Below are 17,790 nucleotides of genomic sequence, written 5' to 3' on the forward strand. Positions count from 1 at the left end.
GTCATGCACAATATTCTTTTAGTTCAAATAATTATTAGAATATCGCATGGTTATTTATGAAAATTAATGAGGGTAAAAATGGACATTCCGCATCAGATTTCAATGCAACTTGAGCAGCTTAATCAGGGTGAACAATGGACATTTTCAGCACAAGAACTTTATATGAGTCATAACGACTTTAATTCTTTATCTATCTTACTTACACGAGAGTCTGAAAAAGGTAAGTTCTCAATTACACGTACCCAACATCATAAAGCGTGGGTGGGTACAGATTCGGTCACGCTAACTAAGCATTAATTTTTAAAAATAAAAAAACCGGACATTTGTTCCGGTTTTTTTATTTTGATGATCTGGCTTTTATTTTAAAAAACCATTCTCAGCTAAAAAAGCCATACTAATATTTGACTCGGTTTTTTGCTCAGCTGCTTTATCACCTAGCAATAAACGCTCGATATAACGCGCCAACACATCAACTTCAAGATTGACCTTACTACCTACTTGCCAAGTTCCAATATTGGTACGTTCTGCAGTATGCGGAATCAAATTCAAGCTTAAAATATTTCCACGTAAGTGATTAATCGTTAAGCTGATTCCGTCAACAGTTACTGAACCTTTTTCCGCCAAATATTTAGCAAGTTCTGCTGGTGCTGTAACTTCATAATAGATTGAACGAGCATCTTCACGTACTACAGTAATTTCACCTACGCCATCAACGTGACCACTTACAATGTGCCCGCCAAAGCGCGTTGTCGGTAACATTGCCTTTTCAACATTGACACGTTGCCCAACTTTCCAGTTACCTAAAGTCGTTCGATTTAAACTTTCACGGGAAACATCTGCTGCGTACCAGTTATCGCCCCATTCAATCACTGTGAGACAAATACCATTGGTTGCAATCGAGTCACCCAAATGTACATCAGACATATCCAGATCAGTCTGAATACGTAGACGTACATCACCACCTACACTTTGCAGGCTTTCAACTTTACCTAAACTTTCAATGATGCCTGTAAACATGGCTCAATCTCCAAATCTTTTTACACTGCTTAAATTGCAGCGCTTACCAAAGTGCGAGCTGTGTACTATTACCTGAGGTATCTACACCACCTAGCTCGGCGAAGTGGTAAAGCTGGCCTAATAACTGACGTAATGGTGGTCCTGACTTGGCATGAGTATCCGTAATCACAATAAACTCAAGTACGCGTGCACGTTCAGACTGTCGTTGTTTACTCACTCGATAACGCGGCACATCTTGTGTTAACAAGGTGACTTTGCCCCGCTCCAGATTAGCCATAAGCAAATCTTTCGGTTCGATATTACCATCAGTTGAATAGCTGGTCAGAATATAGCGCGCATTGATCGTTGAGAGTAATTTCTCATATGCATCTTTTGCATGTTTAGAAGAGTTATATGGGCTTGGACGTTCTTTACGCCATGCTCTATCAATACCACTCTTATAACCTTTAGTATCTGGTGATGGTAAATCGACCTGATCCCATAAAGTTAATGCATTTAAAACATGGTAATTACTGCTATATGCATGCTGGTTATATGGTGGATCGAGATAGGCAACATCAACTTCAAAACCACTCATTTGATTTGCTAGATGTTGTGAATCTACACACCACATTTCAGCAGCCGGACGTTTGCGATCACCAATCTCACAAAAACGGCTCGGTGTTAACCAAAGTAATGACTCAATTCGTTCTAGCGCAGTTTGAGTACGTCCGCCCCACCCTTGGTGGAAGCTTTTAAATACGCCACTGGTGTTACTGACAAAACTAGCTGAATAGAGCAATGGCGCAAGCAAAGCACTCATCTCTACATCATTAATTGCACCTTGTGCCTGCCATGTGGCAATCTGCTGACGAATTGCATCAATACGCATACCGTTACGACGTTTAAAGAATAAACGGTCACGGGTTGGGTCGTATACATCATCGTTACGTGGACAAAGGTTATGTGTTACCCAACCTTTAACTTCAGGTAAACGATTTAAATAGTCGATTGCCTTTTGATAGCCACCCAGTTCTTTAAAAGCAGGCGCATCTACACAGGCTAAAATCGCATGATTTAAAGCATGACTATAAGGTTCCCAGTCATTCGCAATCACACGGTAACCATTTTGACGTGCCAAACGAGATACGACGCCACTGCCGGCAAAGAAATCGGCAAAAATCGGTGGATTCTTTTTCTTGCTATTTAGTGTCCCTGTAATTTCAAGGGCTTCTAAAATTAGATGGAGCAATCGGCGCTTGTTACCCAAGTACGGCACAAGCTGATGGAAAAGATATTCGTCTGTCGTACGGGCTGCATGACGACGTTTGTGATAAACCGAAGGCTCTGAATTCATACTTTCTCTTGCGTAGGGATTAACCTTAAGCGTATATCTTGATCAATTTGTGTCACATCAAGAAGTGTAAAACGAAGTTGCTCTGCCATATATTCAAATTCTGCATTGAACATGGCCCTTGCACTTTTCCCCAATAATATCGGGGCAATATAACTGATTAATTCATCCACTAAACCTTCTTGCAAAAAGGCAGTAGACAATGTTGCGCCAGCTTCAACCAGCACATCATAAATTTGATGTTGCTTAGATAGGGTCTGTAACAGCATTTTTAAAGGCTGAATTTCTAATTGTATCACGCCTAAATCAGCAAGTTCTTGACGATACGGCCCCATCACCATCACAGTTTCAGGATTCTCTAAGATCTTAGCGTTAAGTGGCAAACGCCCTTGACGATCTAAAACAACCCGTTTTGGTTGAGCAACTGTCTCAATATCAATATGACCGAGTGAGCGCACATTAAGCTGACAATCATCTGCAATCACGGTTTCAATACCTGTAATCACTGCTCCTGAAATGGCACGCCAATGCTGGACATCCTGACGGGCAGCAGAACCGGTAATCCACTTCGACTCACCTGATGCCATTGCAGTACGCCCATCTAAACTTGAGGCTACTTTTAAACGTACATAAGGCATGCCTGTAGACATGGCCTTCAAAAAGCCTTGATTAAGTTTTGATGCTAAATCTTCACAAATGCCAACTTCTACTTCAATTCCAGCATTTTTCAAAATCTGAACACCCTTCCCCGCCACCAATGGATTAGGATCAGGACAAGCGACCACTACTTTTTTAACTTGGGCTTTTACCAATGCTTCGGCACAAGGAGGGGTTCTGCCATAATGTGCACATGGTTCAAGCGTAACGTAAGCTGTTGCACCTTGTGCATGTTCACCCGCTTCGCGTAAGGCAAAAACCTCTGCGTGTGGCTGACCCGCTTTAGGATGAAAACCTTGTCCAATTAACTGATCATCTTTGACAATCACACAACCAACATTTGGATTAGGCTTGGTCGAATATAGTCCTCGTTTGGCAAGTTCAATGGCTTGCTGCATCCAATACTGATCTTGTTTCAACTCAGACATAAAAATCTCAAATGATTAGTGTTCACGTTGCTGCATTTGCTCTATTTGACGGCGAAATGCTTCAACATCCTGAAAATCTTGATAGACAGAGGCAAATCGGACATAAGCAACATGGTCAAGGGCAAATAAAGATTGCATGACGATTTCGCCAATTGTTCTAGATTTCACATCGCGCTCACCTAAACGGCGAATCTGCAACTGAATATCACTTAAAACTGTTTCGATCTGCTCTTGTGTGACCGGTCGTTTTTGCAAAGCATGCATTAACGAACGACGCAATTTGGCCTCATCGAAAGGTTCATTTTTTCCATTCGATTTGATCACACGGGGCATTACCACTTCATAGCTTTCAAAAGTGGTAAAACGTTCACCGCAACTTACACACTCACGACGTCGACGAATCTGACAGCCTTCGGCGGCTAAACGTGAATCGATGACTTTACTATCTGCGGCGTTGCAAAATGGACAATGCATAGCGGATTTATAGGGTCGATTACTTTGACCTAGTGTAGCAAAATTTCTACACTTACAGAACCAGCATTCTTCAAGACAAAAAAACAGTCCTGAGCAAGATCAAAGCATCGCTTTGATCACAGCGCAAGACTGTTCTTTTAAGACAGCAGATATATTAATGATGATTATTCGATACGTTCGCCATGTTGGCTTAAATCCAGACCCATACGCTCATCATCAGCATTAACACGGATACCAATCACAAGATCAATCACTTTAAGAATAATGAAAGTCGCGATACCACTGTAAACCATGGTTGCCAATACGCCTTCAACTTGTACCCATAATTGGCCAGCGAATGTTGGAGCTAATGCAACGTTGGCTGCTTTAATAATTTCGTCACTGTAGAATACGCCAGTTAAAATCGCACCGACAATACCACCTACCGCATGCAAACCAAACGCATCCAAAGCATCATCGGCTTTAAGTAAGCGTTTAAGTGCTGTAATACCCCAGAAGCACACTACGCCACCAATAAGGCCCATCACTAAAGCACCGCCTACCCCAACAAAACCTGCTGCTGGTGTAATCACAACTAAGCCAGCTACCGCACCAGAAGCACCACCTAATACAGATGCTTTACCACGAATCATACGTTCAACAACTAACCAAGAGAATGCAGCAGCGGCAGCAGCAACTTGAGTCACTAAAATTGCCATACTTGCACGAGCACCAGCACCTAGAGCACTACCACCGTTAAAGCCGAACCAACCCACCCAAAGTAAGCTTGCACCCACTACAGTTAAAGTCAGGTTATGCGGAGCCATAGATTCACGGCCAAGGCCAATACGTTTTCCAAGCATGTAAGCAGCAACTAGACCTGCAACACCTGAGTTGATATGTACAACTGTACCACCAGCAAAATCTAATGCGCCTGCTTTAAATAACCAGCCATCTGCAGCCCACACCCAGTGGGTAATTGGTGCGTAAACAACAAGCACCCAAACTGCAATAAACACCATGAAAGCTGAATACTTCATACGGTCTGCAATAGAACCGCTAAGGATCGCAACTGTAATAATGGCAAAAGTCATTTGGAAAATAACAAAGAGGCTTTCAGGAATTGTTCCACTCAATGCATCAAACGCTACTCCGTTGAGCATTGCTTTAGACAAATCACCAAAAAATGCACCTGTGCCAGAGAACGCGATTGAATACCCAGCAATCACCCACAGCAAACTTACTAAGATTGCAGCTGAAAGGCTGAACATCATTGTACTTAGGACATTTTTTTTACGTACCATACCGCCGTAGAATAATGCTAATCCCGGAATGGTCATTAATAAAACTAATGCAGTTGAAACTAGAATCCAAGAGGTGTCACCCGTATCAAGAGTGGGTGCTGGAGCTGCCAGAGTTTCAGCAACTGGTGCTTCTGCTACGGTTGTAGTAGCTTGTGATGTTGATGCAGCCGCAACTTCCGATGTTGGCGTTGTTACAGCTTCTTCTGCCCAAGAGGCAGTACCACCCAAAAGAGCGCCTGATAGACTGAGCGCCATAAGTATTTTTTTCATTCGTGTCCCCCAACCTCATTTGCGAGTTATTTTCTACTCAGCAAGCTTTGTGCCAATTTAGACAGCATCCGGTCCAGTCTCACCCGTACGAATACGGATTACTTGTTCCAGGTTAGTAACAAAAATCTTACCATCGCCGATTTTTCCAGTGCTCGCTACACGAGTAATTGATTCAATTACCGCGTCAACCATTTCATCACTGATCGCAATCTCGATTTTTACTTTAGGTAAGAAATCAACCACATACTCTGCACCACGGTAGAGTTCTGTATGTCCTTTTTGACGACCAAAACCTTTAACTTCAGTTACGGTAATCCCTTGTACACCAATGTCAGAGAGTGCTTCACGCACATCATCTAATTTAAACGGTTTTACAATTGCAGTTACAAGCTTCATGTTTGTTTCCTTCGGCTTCTTTTCACCAGTAAGGTTTTATGTTCAATTTTCATGCCAATATTTCAAAGGTTGAGGGAAATGAATCTATTGCATGAACTTTCTTTATAACCTATTTAGTGATCAAGATGTAGATGAGCTATTAAAAATAAAATGAATTTTCAGTATTGTTGAGTGCTGTTTTAATGTTCTATTTGCACTAAAAGAATTGAAACCTATATACCGCCTTCAAGCAGTGATAAACTGTAAACTATAAGGTAATACAACGCTTTGGATATTTTATGTTAGAAACATTACTACAGGCCATTTTGGAACAAATTGATGAGCCTAAAAAAGATTTGGAAAAAAATTTACGTGCATTATTAAATGAAGCGGTCGAAAAATTAGACCTTGTTTCCAAACAAGAGATTGACCGTCAAAAGACTGCACTTCAATCGGCTAATCAACGTTTAGAAGAGCTACAAAAACAAGTCAGTTTGTTAGAAGAAACTTTGAAGAATAAAAAATAAGCACCAACGTAGCGCACTTATACTTTACAACGATTAAAAATGAAGCACCATAATGGAACAATAAGATGTCTTTTTCTAAAATTTATACACGGGGACTTTTGGGTTTACATGCACCTCTAATTGAGGTTGAGGTACATGTGAGTCAAGGCTTACCTTCTCTTACCATTGTCGGACTAGCAGAGGCGGCAGTAAGAGAAAGTAAAGACCGCGTTCGCTCAGCCATTATTAATAGTGGATTCCAATTTCCGACTAAACGGCTAACCATTAATCTTGCGCCAGCAGATTTGCCCAAAGATGGTTCACGTCTAGATTTACCAATTGCCGTAGGCATTTTAATTGCGTCTGGTCAGCTCCCAGAAAACTGTGCCGAAGATTTTGAATTAATTGGTGAATTAGCGCTGGATGGTCATGTAAGACCAGTGTCAGGCACGTTAACTTTAGCCATGGCATGCCAACAGGCCAAGCATAAAATGCTTTTACCCCTCGATAATAGTCAGGATATTAACCATTTACCGAATCTTGAATGTTATCCAGTGAGCCACTTAAAAGAAGTTTGTGAACATTTTCTGGGCACAAAATCTCTATCTTCGGTTGAACCTGCAACTGCCTCAAACCAAATGCCTTATAAATTTGATCTGGCAGATGTAAAAGGTCAGTTACGCCCACGTCGTGCACTAGAAATAGCCGCCGCAGGAGGACACTCGCTGCTCTTTAAAGGACCACCAGGCACAGGGAAGACTTTACTCGCTTCAAGGCTCCCTTCAATTTTGCCGCCGCTTTCTAATCAAGAAACGCTTGAAGTTGCGAGTATTTATTCTATTTCCAATACTCCACATACGTTTGGCCAACGGCCATTTCGAGCGCCCCATCATACAGCATCAGCGATTGCACTCGTTGGGGGTGGATCTCATCCTAAACCAGGTGAAATTACCTTATCTCACTTAGGAGTTTTGTTTTTAGATGAACTTCCTGAGTTTGACAGAAAAGTGCTAGAAGTCTTACGCCAGCCACTTGAGTCAAAAGAAATCATTATTTCACGAGCAGCTCGGCAAATTACCTACCCTGCAAACTTTCAGCTCATTGCAGCGATGAACCCCTGCCCATGTGGTTATGCATTTAATCAAGATAGTCGTTGTCAATGTTCACCTGAGAGTATTAAACGTTATCAAAACCGTATATCGGGGCCGTTACTCGACCGTATCGATTTACATATTGATGTACCGCCTTTAAAAGCTCAGGAACTGCAAGATCCAACACCTGCTGAAAACTCCAGTAGTGTTCGACAACGTGTGATTTCTGCTTATGAACAACAAATGCAAAGACAAGATTGTTTAAATCAGGCGCTTTCACCGAAGCAACTTGAGCAATATGCTGTCCTTGATAGTACTTCGCAACGAATGATTGAAATGGCTCAACAACGTTTAAATCTATCGGCTCGCGCTTATCATCGTGTTTTACGAGTAGCGCGAACCATTGCCGATTTGGCCCAAAGTGAGATCATTCAAAGTCCTCATCTTACAGAAGCGCTCTCTTATCGAGGCAATCATTCTTAAAATAAAACAGCGGATTATGAGTCCGCTGTTCTTTTATTAAGAACTCTGTTTAACGTCTCGATTAAAGCAGTGATTTCCTTCTCTGATAAAGCTGCAAAACCCAAGCGAATACAATGACTAGAAGACTCCCCTTGTTTAAACTTTTGCTCTGTATCAATGTTAAGTTCTTTTAATTTTATAAGCTGATCTTGAGTAAATGGTTTTTGAAATTTCACCCATAAGGCCATTCCTCCAGCAGGAGCCTGAATTTGAACTGTATCTGAAAAAATTCGGCTAAATTCAGTTAACGCATGGTCACGGCGTAACTGATAAATCTTTTTCATTTTTCGGATGTGCCGTTTTATTTCACCTCGCTGCATTAAATCTGCTAAGGCAAGTTCCGTAATATTATTGCCTTGGCGATCAATTAATAAAATATCTTCAGTAATGGATTGAATGATTGTCGGGGACGCTACCATATATCCCAATCGGACACCGGGTGCAAAGACCTTAGACAATGAACCTACATGAATGACCAATTCAGAATGAGGCAAACTTGCCAAGGGTGGCATAGGTCGACTGTCATAGTGGAATTCATGATCATAGTCATCTTCAATAATATAAAAGCCCCATTTTTTTGAAAGCTCCAAGAGTTGAAGACGACGGCTCATTGGCATCGTTACAGTTGTAGGATATTGGTGATGCGGAGTTGTATAAATGGCAGCAACTGAGTGCTCTTTTAAAATCCGTTCTAAATCTTCAATGACAATACCTTGTTCATCTAATTTGACAGAAATAACTTGAAAACCATTTGATTGAAATGCTTTAAAAGCAGATGGATAATATAATTCCTCAACAATGATAACGCCCTGCCGATTAGGTAATGCTCGAGAGGCAAGAAAAATTCCCATCTGGCTACCACGTACAATACAAATCTCATCTTCGGCAACATTCATAAAACGTTCCATCGACAACATTTGTTGTAAAGCCTGTCTTAGCTCAACCATACCTCGTGGGTCACCATATCCCATGTACTGGTTTTGCGTAATTTTAATCAGTGCATGTCGATAGGCCCGTGAAAATAGTTCGTAGGGAATAAGCCGTGGATCTGGCACACCATCGTTATGTGGAGGTTGAATCACTTCTTGAATGATTGGTTTATCATTAACTTTTCGTTCAGATACTGGCTCTATTTGAAGCTGTTTTTCCGGCAAAACATCCGCTACAAATGTACCTTTTCGGGGACGAGTCACAAGCCAACCTTGTGCTTCTAATTCTTCGTAAACTGCTTGTACGGTTTTTCGATTAATTTCTAGTTCTTTTGACAAGCTACGAGACCCGGGCAGCATAGTCCCCTGCACTAAACGGCCACTTAAAATTTCCTGACTAATTAGGTTAGTAAGCTTTAGAAAAACCGTTTTTTCTTCTCTTTCATCGATACGAAAATGTACTTGCCAAGGTCTTAGCATATTCGCCCCATCTGGACCATATAACTTATGAAAACTGGATGTATTGATTCATCCAGTTGTTTTCTATTCTGCCTTCACCTACTTAATTTGGTCAACTGGACTGGAGAAGAGATGAAGACTGCTTCTGTAAACAAACAAGACCTCATGCAACACGCACAGCACGACATGCAAAAGTGGATTAGCGACACAGATTTAAGTGATCGTCAAAAGCTTGCACTCACTTGTCGTATTTTATTTGATCATGGTCATGATGCTGGTTTGGCAGGTCAAATTACATGCCGTAGTGAAAATAAAGAAACCTTTATTACCCAACGTTTCGGTTTAGGTTTTGATGAAATTACTGCTTCAAACTTACTTGAAGTGAATCAAGACTTAGAACCAATCAATCAAGAAGGAATGACAAACCCAGCCAATCGTTTTCACACATGGATTTATAAAGAACATCCAGAAGTGAACTGCATTATCCATACGCATCCTACCCATGTTGCTGCTCTCTCCATGCTTCAGATTCCACTCATGATTTCCCAAATGGACGTTTGCGCACTTTACGAAGACTGCTCCTTTATAGGCCACTGGCCGGGAGTTCCTGTGGGCAATGAAGAAGGTATTTTGATTTCTTCTGCTTTGGGTAAAAACCGTGCTGTTTTGTTGTCTCACCATGGACAACTGGTTACAGGAAAAACCATTGAAGAAGCCTGCAACTTGGCGCTTTTAATTGAACGTGCAGCTCAACTGCAACTGCTAGCCATGTCTGCCGGACAAATCCAGCCCATCCCTCATGCTTTAGCAACAGAAGCTCATGACTGGGTTTCTACCGATAAACGCAACAAAGTGAACTTTGCTTACTACGCACGTAAAGCTTTGAAAAAACATTCTGACTGTATTTAAAAAGAGACCTCAATCATGAAACTAAACGGCATTATTGGCTACCCAGTTACCCCTTTTTCTGATGACAACACCATTAACCTTCCTGTTCTAAAGCAGATGCTCGATTTGCTTATTGAAAATGGCTGTGATGCGATTGCACCTTTGGGTAGTACTGGTGAAAGTGCTTATCTTGAATGGGATGAGTGGTGCTTAGTCGCTAAGACTTCAATTGAAAGCATTAATAAACGTGTACCTGTCATTATTGGAATTTCAGAACTCACGACGGATCAAGCCATCAAAAAAGCGCAGATCGCGCAAAGCTATGGTGCAGATGCACTTATGGTGATTCCTGTATCTTATTGGAAGCTAACAAATCAAGAGATTTTTGAATATTATCAATCGATTGCACAAGCGACGACTTTGCCGATTATGATTTATAACAACCCCGCGACCAGTGGTGTTGATATGTCTCCAGAGTTAATTGTGCGTATGTTTAACAACATTGCAAATATTACGATGGTGAAAGAAAGCAGCGGTGATATCCAACGTATGCATAAAATTCAAGAACTCTCAAAAGGTGAACTTCCATTTTATAACGGCTGCAACCCTCTAGCTTTAGAAGCTTTATGTGCTGGAGCAAGTGGTTGGTGTACAGCAGCACCAAATCTGTTAGGTCAACAACCTCAACAACTTATCGAACATGTAAAAAATGGTGAATTAGAACAAGCCCAGAAGTCATTTTATCAGCAGCTTCCTCTACTACGCTTTATTGTCAACGGTGGTTTACCTAAAACGATTAAAGCTGGTTTACAACTAAAAGGTGTTGCTGCGGGTTCACCACGTAAACCACTGTCTAAAGCTGCGGATATTGAGCTTAACCAGTTAAAACAGCTACTTTCTGAAATAGAAAACTAATAAAAAAGCGGGTTTATTTACCCGCTTTTTTATAATTCAAACTTAGAATGTTTTAGTTAAACTAAACACTAAGCCTGTGTCATAAGGTTTCTTACCAGCATCAGTCATACCAGAGGTACTAATGTCTGTACCAACAACATCTAGCTCAGCGACAATACCCAAGATGTTATAATTCACACCAACTTTATAATCGATATAGCTATCATCTTCACCTGGTCCACCTGCAACTACAAGTAAAGAGTCTTTATTTTTTAGCTTGTTATAACCAACTGAAGCAATTCCTGTAAATCCTGTGTCAGCTATTGGTGCTGAATAACCTACGTTAAAATACCAGAACTCATCAGAGTGGCCCCAATAATCATCTGAATAGCTTACGCCCACACTAAGTGCATCACCTTTAAATAAAGAATCAGCAAACGTTAATTTTCCATAAAACTCGGTAAAGTCAAAACCTGTATCACCATTGTATGGGTTAGTAAATTTTGAGTCAGAACCAATATAGCCATAATGAATTACACCCACATCATAAGTTGGTGCAAGCGTATCAGACAATTTTAATGTATTTGTATAACCTAAAGAGATATCGGTTTCAGTTGAAACCCCTGGCGTATTAAAGTCAACGCTTGACCCCCAAAGCGCAACATAGGCACCTGACTTATGTGAAAAAGTAAATCCACCTTGAATAGCTGGGTTATTTGACGATTGGGTAACACCACGGAAACGATAGTCTGTGGTCGCTGCCACACTACCTGTTGCCGTGATTCCATAAAAAGATGGAGCATCTTCAGCCATAGCCATAGTTGACCCTGCTGCAAAGATACCAAGAGTTACTGCCTTAAGTGCAAATTTCATCATTTTGATCTCCCCCACAATGAACGCACGATTTATACGAATTAAACAAATTGTGTTACTTGAGCTTTAGCAATTGCTGTGCCAAGTACAAATTTGTCATAAGTGCTCTTCATTAATTTCCGAGATCAAAACCACTTTATTATGAAATCCTTGTTTATTTTTCATAAAAATATATTTATAAAAAACATGATGATAAAATATATTTTTTATGAAAGAAAAAATACCAAACATACAAAAAACACCTTATCGGAAATTACTAAACGAGGTAAGGAGTATTCATTTGTTGCACATAAATTTTCTATTTAATCTTAGAGTCGAGATATAAAAAGTATGTAAATTTATTAAAGGCAATGCTTGTAATGGTCTCTGAATGAGCATTTTTACTAACTCAATTCCTTTATTTATTTTTGAGTTCAAGCCAATGAACTATTTTGGGTCTTTTTTTAAGCAGGAATATGAATAAAAAGAAGAGTGCACAAAACTTAAGCAACATCTTGCACTAAGTTTGATCAGTCCAGACATATGCTGTTGACCTATTATTCGTGATCTATTTTTGTACATCATACTTTTAAAATAATGTTATATAGTAACATTTTAGATAGATTTTAAAATAAAGAGGTGAAAAAAGTAACGTGAGATAAGATTAAAAAGTAAACATATCCAACAAAAACGAGCAAAAAATGAACACAAGAATCAACTATTTTTTGAAGTTTAAATATAAAATAAATGGTAAAAATCAACTAAAAAATAAATTACTTTTTTTATTTTAAACAATATATTAAGTATAAAAGACTAATGGTAAATTCATTAAACAACCAATAGCACATTAATCAATTTCTGCATAGCATATATAAAATAAAATCAACAAAAATATATCTTTTTTATAGATTACTTATACAATTGATGGAAATCCTAGGCCCTGAACAATAACAAGGCACAGGATTTATTGTTTTTATGAGGTTCTTTAAATATGCTAAAAGCACAAAAACTTACATTAGCAGTTCTCATTTCTGCGGCAATAATTTCCTCAGCTCAGGCAAGCGAGCAAAGTGAGGCAAAAGGATTTGTTGAAGATGCGAACGGTTCTATTCTCTTCCGTACAGGTTACATCAACCGTGACAAAAAACAGGGCGCAAAAGATACTAGCTCATTTGCTCAATCAGCAATTGTAAGTATTGATTCTGGCTTTACCCCTGGTATTGTTGGTTTCGGTGTGGGAGCTGTTGGTGATGGTTCATTTAAGATCGGTGAAAATAAAAATGCCGGTAACCAAATGATCCCATTACATAATGATGGCTCCGCTTATGATCACTGGGCTCGTGGTGGTGGTAGCGTTAAAGCACGTTTCTCGAATACAACAGTACGTTACGGTACTCAAGTACTCGACCTACCTGTTCTTGCAAGTAATACTGGACGTATGGTTCCTGAATATTTTACAGGTACTTTATTAACTAGCCATGAAATCAAGAATCTTGAAGTTGTTGCTGGTAAATTTACTAAAAACCAAATGTCTGATCAAATCAATACCGATGCTGATGTAAATGGTAAGGGTCTTGATCGTGCAATTGTGTGGGGTGCTAAATACAAGTTTGATGATAATTTAAATGCATCTTACTATGGTTTAGACAGCAAGAATAAGCTTGATCGCCATTATGTAAATGTGAACTTTAAACAGCCATTGGCGAATGACAGTTCATTAACATATGATTTCAGTGGTTATCATACTAAGTTTGATGAAGGTGCTTTTACTTATTCTCAAACTACTGATGATCTATCTAATCGTCAAAATAACATTTGGGCTATCTCTACGGCTTATAATACGGGCCCACATAACATCATGGTTGCTTACCAACAAAACAGCGGTAATGTTGGTTATGACTATGGTCAAAATGCTGACGGCTTCCAAAGTATCTATTTGCCAAACTCTTACATGTCTGACTTCATCGGTAATGATGAAAAATCTGCACAAATCCAGTACAGTCTCGATTTTGGTAAATTAGGTGTATTACCTGGTCTAAACTGGACAACTGCATTTGTATATGGTTGGGACATCAAAGTTAAAAATGTAACTGATGATGCTCAAGAACGTGAGTTCTTTAACCAAGTGAAATACACAGTTCAAAGTGGTTTCGCTAAAGATGCAAGCCTCCGTATCCGTAACTCGTATTATCGTGCAAGCGACTCATACCAAGGTGCGTACATTGGCGATACCAATGAATGGCGTTTATTCCTTGATATTCCTGTGAAATTATTCTAATTCACAAATCTATCAAGCATAAAAAAACCTACGTCTGGTAACAGATGTAGGTTTTTTATTAAGCTCAAAATATCAATTGAGACATTCTGAGCTTATAAATTAAAGCTTATTTAGCAGCTTCAATTGCTTTTAATACTTCGGCTTTAGCAACATCAGCACCTTCCCAACCACTGATTTTTACCCACTTACCTGGTTCTAAATCTTTATAGTGACTGAAGAAATGCTCAACTTGGCTAATCAATAACGGAGGAAGATCTGTATATTCCTTCACGTCTTTGTAAAGTGGAGATAATTTTTCGTGTGGAACAGCGATTAATTTCGCATCAATACCACCGTCATCTTCCATGTTTAATTTGCCCACTGGACGGCAACGAATGACTGAACCAGCAGCAACAGGATGTGGAGTTACAACAAGTACGTCTAATGGGTCGCCATCTTCAGACAAAGTATTTGGAACATAACCATAGTTCGCTGGATAGAACATTGCTGTACCCATGAAACGGTCTACAAACAATGCATCAGAATCTTTGTCAATTTCATATTTAATTGGTGCTGCATTTGCAGGAATTTCAATGATGACATAGATGTCATTTGGCGCATCTTTACCTGCTGGGATATTGCTGTAACTCATATCAATACTCTTTCGTTATGAAGTCAGATGTAAAATCCACTCGATTATAGCGTGGATATCATCAAAATGATGCCGATTATACAATGGGCACACGCGAAAGTTGATATGAATGGTGACAGAATGACACTCAAGTCAGTTTAATCGTGACCACAAGTAAGAAGATTGGACACAATATAGATAAGAACCAAACAATCGAGCGCAAAGTTGCCCAATTACTTAAATAGCAAATACCATAAATAACTCTTAAAATAATATATGCCCAACCTAATCTCAAAATAAAATATTCCGGAACAACCATATATTCAGCCATTAAAATAGCAGTTAAGAATAAAGGTAGGCTTTCAAAGCTATTTTGTTGTACGGCATTAGCGCGAGCAGCAAGGCCTGTTGTTTTAGCCAAAAAAGCTCTCGGGTTTTGATTATCGACGGGCTGAAAACCACCTGTAAATTTTGCAATTACGGTAAATGCGTATGGCAGCAAACATGCCACTAAAATAATATAGATAATGCCGCTGATGCCCTGCATAGTGCCATCCATCACTGAAAATACTGTTGATCATGCTATCATAACATTGCGTTTTTACCTGAAATTTTATGCAATCACTTGTCATCACTGATTAATAGGGCCATGTATGCAACAATCTGATCAAAAAGAATTGTTTGAAGTCTTAGAGAAGCAAAAACAAAATCAACTTCAGGTAGACCGTATATTAAAAATCGTACTTCCTATTGTCGCTTTTTTATTGAGTGTGATTTGTGCAAATCTAAATTGGCAATCGACATTGGGCACCTTTATTATTTTAACAATTACTTTTATTGCAGTCGGTATTAAACGACTTCCTTTATGGCATTGGTTAATTGTGATTACTCTATATTGCCTAGCAGATAATTATTTAAGTTATGGTCAGCTCGATTTAACTCATCTGCGTTTGCAATTGGGCACAATGCTAGTTTTTGTTGGGATGGTAGGAATTGGTCGTCCTTACATAGACCGCTGGTTTATGAAGAGCCACAACAAAATGTAAAAACAAAAAAAGCGCCCTAAGGCGCTTTTTTATTAACTTTTTAGGCTGGCTTACGTAAGTCTTTACGTAAAATTTTGCCTACGTTTGATTTAGGTAATTCATCCATAAACTCAACATAACGAGGACGCTTATAACCTGTTAAGTTCTCTTTAGCAAAGCTCAAAATTTCTTCAGTCGTTAAACTTTGATCTTTTTTCACAATAAAGAGTTTAGGAACTTCACCTGATTTTTCATCTGGAACACCAATTGCAGCAACTTCCAATACTTTTGGATGTTTAGCAATAATTTCTTCGATTTCACTTGGATACACGTTAAAACCAGAAACCAAAATCATATCTTTTTTACGATCTACAATTTTGACATATCCACGGCTATCCATAACGCCAATATCGCCTGTACGGAAGAAACCATCTGCTGTCATGACCTTAGCTGTCTCGTCAGGGCGGTTCCAATAACCTTTCATCACTTGAGGACCGCGAATCGAGATTTCACCTTGCTCACCTAAAGCAACTTCATTACCGTCATCATCTAAAATAGCAACTTCTGTCAAAGGCAATGGAATACCAATGGTGCCGCTAAATTCAGTAGAAGCTGGAGGATTTGCAGTTGCGACTGGAGAAGTTTCAGACAAGCCATAACCTTCAATAATGGTTGTACCAGTAATTTTCTTCCAAGCCTCTGCTGTAGAAGGTAAAACTGCCATACCACCGCCCATCGCCATTTTTAAATTGCTATGGTCCAGTTGTTTAAACTCTTCATTATTCACTAAAGCATTAAATAATGTATTTACTGCAGGAAAAAATGATGGCTGATATTTACGTAATTCGTTAATCACGGCAGGTAAATCACGTGGGTTAGGAATCAAGATATTTGCCTGACCTTTATACATACCGTACATCGCGCAAACCATGAACGCAAAAATATGATAAAGCGGTAATGCGCAAACAATGCGGTCACCTTTGGCACCATCATTAGCACCAAATTTACTCTGGAAAATACCGTCACATTGTAAAAGGTTTGCGACCAAATTGCGGTGTGTCAGTTCTGCACCTTTTGAAACCCCTGTAGTACCGCCAGTATATTGAAGTACGGCAGTATCGCTTAAAGTTAAATTCGGGCGCTTATAATTACTTGGGCTTTCTTTATTTAATGCTGCATTAAATTTAACGTACCCAGGAATATTCCAAGCAGGAATTTGCTTACGTACTTTACGTAATACAAAATTTACCAACGTACCTTTAAGCGTACCCAGCATATCCCCTACTGTAGCAACCACAACGTGCTTGACAGGGGTTTTACCTAAAATGCTCTGGTAAACACTAGCAAAGTTTTCGATAATCACGAGCACTTCTGCACCCGAGTCATTTAATTGATGCTCAAGTTCTCGTGCCGTATAAAGTGGGTTTACATTCACTAGAACTAAGCCCGCACGCAAAACAGCTAATGCCACCACAGGATATTGCAATACGTTTGGCATCATTACTGCAACACGAGTCCCTTTTGCTAACCCCAAATTTTGCAAATAGGTCGCGAACTTACGACTTGCAAGTTCTAACTCGTTAAATGACATTGCCTTATCCATGAAGATAAAAGCATCACGAGAACCAAACTTTTGGAAATTATTCTCAAAAATATCAACTAGTGAGGTATTTTCCGCAGGCAATGCTACTGTTTCTGGAATCCCTGTCTTTTGGTATTCTGCAAACCAAATTTTTTCCATAATGCCATTATCTCCGATTCGTAATCCTTAGTAATAACTGTTATTCAATGCCCCAGCTATTCTTTAGCTTCTTGGTGCCAGAACATATTTAAAACTTATTGGCACATTCATGACACTTCGAACAAGATTATGAGACAGAAGTTTTGACAATTTGACCC

18 protein-coding genes are annotated in these 17,790 nt (G+C 39.5%); 7 read left to right on the top strand and 11 right to left on the bottom strand.

The window, feature by feature from the left end:
* Window positions 1-78: 78 nt before the first annotated feature.
* Window positions 79-297, top strand: coding sequence for a hypothetical protein (locus tag KTI79_RS16420; protein WP_032055635.1), 219 nt, complete (start codon window positions 79-81; stop codon window positions 295-297).
* 60 nt (window positions 298-357) lie between these two features.
* On the opposite strand, the gene KTI79_RS16425 is transcribed toward KTI79_RS16420, so the two are convergent.
* The 6 genes from KTI79_RS16425 to glnK all read right to left on the bottom strand — a co-directional run bounded on the left by KTI79_RS16425 (window position 358) and on the right by glnK (window position 5,858).
* Entirely contained in the window at window positions 358-1,017 is a 660-nt protein-coding gene (locus KTI79_RS16425) for a riboflavin synthase (protein WP_005301612.1), read from the bottom strand.
* Between the two features lie 43 nt (window positions 1,018-1,060).
* Window positions 1,061-2,353 (bottom strand): DNA adenine methylase, encoded by a 1,293-nt coding sequence (locus KTI79_RS16430; RefSeq protein WP_002121221.1) that lies wholly within the window; start codon window positions 2,351-2,353, stop codon window positions 1,061-1,063.
* Window positions 2,350-3,435, bottom strand: coding sequence for a bifunctional diaminohydroxyphosphoribosylaminopyrimidine deaminase/5-amino-6-(5-phosphoribosylamino)uracil reductase RibD (gene ribD, locus KTI79_RS16435; protein ID WP_032055636.1), 1,086 nt, complete (start codon window positions 3,433-3,435; stop codon window positions 2,350-2,352). Before ribD ends, KTI79_RS16430 begins: the two co-directional genes overlap by 4 nt.
* 15 nt (window positions 3,436-3,450) lie before the next feature.
* A complete protein-coding gene (gene nrdR, locus KTI79_RS16440; protein ID WP_000543541.1) occupies window positions 3,451-3,909 on the bottom strand; it encodes a transcriptional regulator NrdR in 459 nt (152 codons plus the stop codon).
* A 164-nt stretch (window positions 3,910-4,073) separates the two neighbouring features.
* The gene (locus KTI79_RS16445; RefSeq protein WP_032055637.1) at window positions 4,074-5,462 is read right to left on the bottom strand and encodes an ammonium transporter; all 1,389 of its coding nucleotides are present in this window, start codon (window positions 5,460-5,462) and stop codon (window positions 4,074-4,076) included.
* Window positions 5,463-5,519: 57 nt separating this feature from the next.
* Window positions 5,520-5,858, bottom strand: a complete 339-nt coding sequence (glnK, locus tag KTI79_RS16450) for a P-II family nitrogen regulator (RefSeq protein ID WP_000780326.1) — start codon at window positions 5,856-5,858, stop codon at window positions 5,520-5,522.
* Between the two features lie 278 nt (window positions 5,859-6,136).
* Here glnK and KTI79_RS16455 point away from each other — a divergent pair, with 278 nt between their 5' ends.
* Together KTI79_RS16455 and KTI79_RS16460 are read left to right on the top strand one after the other, a co-directional pair.
* Window positions 6,137-6,364 (top strand): accessory factor UbiK family protein, encoded by a 228-nt coding sequence (locus tag KTI79_RS16455; RefSeq protein WP_002121136.1) that lies wholly within the window; start codon window positions 6,137-6,139, stop codon window positions 6,362-6,364.
* 65 nt (window positions 6,365-6,429) lie between these two features.
* Complete coding sequence (locus KTI79_RS16460; RefSeq protein ID WP_086375836.1) at window positions 6,430-7,917, top strand: YifB family Mg chelatase-like AAA ATPase; 1,488 nt, start codon at window positions 6,430-6,432, stop codon at window positions 7,915-7,917.
* Between the two features lie 14 nt (window positions 7,918-7,931).
* On the opposite strand, the gene KTI79_RS16465 is transcribed toward KTI79_RS16460, so the two are convergent.
* Window positions 7,932-9,365: a PLP-dependent aminotransferase family protein gene (locus KTI79_RS16465; RefSeq protein WP_086375837.1), complete on the bottom strand. Its 1,434-nt coding sequence runs from the start codon at window positions 9,363-9,365 to the stop codon at window positions 7,932-7,934.
* Between the two features lie 111 nt (window positions 9,366-9,476).
* Here KTI79_RS16465 and KTI79_RS16470 point away from each other — a divergent pair, with 111 nt between their 5' ends.
* Window positions 9,477-10,253 carry an aldolase gene (locus KTI79_RS16470; RefSeq protein ID WP_086265368.1) on the top strand — a complete coding sequence of 259 codons (777 nt, stop codon included), beginning with the start codon at window positions 9,477-9,479 and terminating at the stop codon, window positions 10,251-10,253.
* Window positions 10,254-10,268: 15 nt separating this feature from the next.
* Window positions 10,269-11,147 carry a dihydrodipicolinate synthase family protein gene (locus KTI79_RS16475; protein WP_057085020.1) on the top strand — a complete coding sequence of 293 codons (879 nt, stop codon included), beginning with the start codon at window positions 10,269-10,271 and terminating at the stop codon, window positions 11,145-11,147.
* A gap of 42 nt (window positions 11,148-11,189) precedes the next feature.
* Here KTI79_RS16475 and KTI79_RS16480 read toward each other — a convergent pair whose 3' ends face one another.
* Window positions 11,190-12,002 (bottom strand): TorF family putative porin, encoded by an 813-nt coding sequence (locus KTI79_RS16480; RefSeq protein WP_057085022.1) that lies wholly within the window; start codon window positions 12,000-12,002, stop codon window positions 11,190-11,192.
* A 967-nt stretch (window positions 12,003-12,969) separates the two neighbouring features.
* Here KTI79_RS16480 and KTI79_RS16485 point away from each other — a divergent pair.
* Window positions 12,970-14,256 (top strand): OprD family outer membrane porin, encoded by a 1,287-nt coding sequence (locus tag KTI79_RS16485; RefSeq protein ID WP_086265369.1) that lies wholly within the window; start codon window positions 12,970-12,972, stop codon window positions 14,254-14,256.
* Window positions 14,257-14,362: 106 nt separating this feature from the next.
* Here the strand turns inward: KTI79_RS16485 and ppa are convergent, their stop codons facing one another.
* Entirely contained in the window at window positions 14,363-14,887 is a 525-nt protein-coding gene (ppa, locus tag KTI79_RS16490; RefSeq protein ID WP_002121243.1) for an inorganic diphosphatase, read from the bottom strand.
* Window positions 14,888-15,014: 127 nt separating this feature from the next.
* A complete protein-coding gene (locus KTI79_RS16495; protein ID WP_002121258.1) occupies window positions 15,015-15,413 on the bottom strand; it encodes an MAPEG family protein in 399 nt (132 codons plus the stop codon).
* A gap of 106 nt (window positions 15,414-15,519) precedes the next feature.
* Here KTI79_RS16495 and KTI79_RS16500 point away from each other — a divergent pair, with 106 nt between their 5' ends.
* Window positions 15,520-15,912, top strand: coding sequence for a hypothetical protein (locus KTI79_RS16500; RefSeq protein WP_086265370.1), 393 nt, complete (start codon window positions 15,520-15,522; stop codon window positions 15,910-15,912).
* A 40-nt stretch (window positions 15,913-15,952) separates the two neighbouring features.
* Here KTI79_RS16500 and KTI79_RS16505 read toward each other — a convergent pair whose 3' ends face one another.
* The gene (locus KTI79_RS16505; RefSeq protein ID WP_086265371.1) at window positions 15,953-17,632 is read right to left on the bottom strand and encodes a long-chain-fatty-acid--CoA ligase; all 1,680 of its coding nucleotides are present in this window, start codon (window positions 17,630-17,632) and stop codon (window positions 15,953-15,955) included.
* Between the last annotated feature and the right edge of the window lie 158 nt (window positions 17,633-17,790).

The organism is Acinetobacter sp. WU_MDCI_Abxd143, from assembly GCF_025514195.1.
In the GTDB taxonomy this organism is placed as follows: Bacteria; Pseudomonadota; Gammaproteobacteria; order Pseudomonadales; family Moraxellaceae; genus Acinetobacter; species Acinetobacter pittii_H.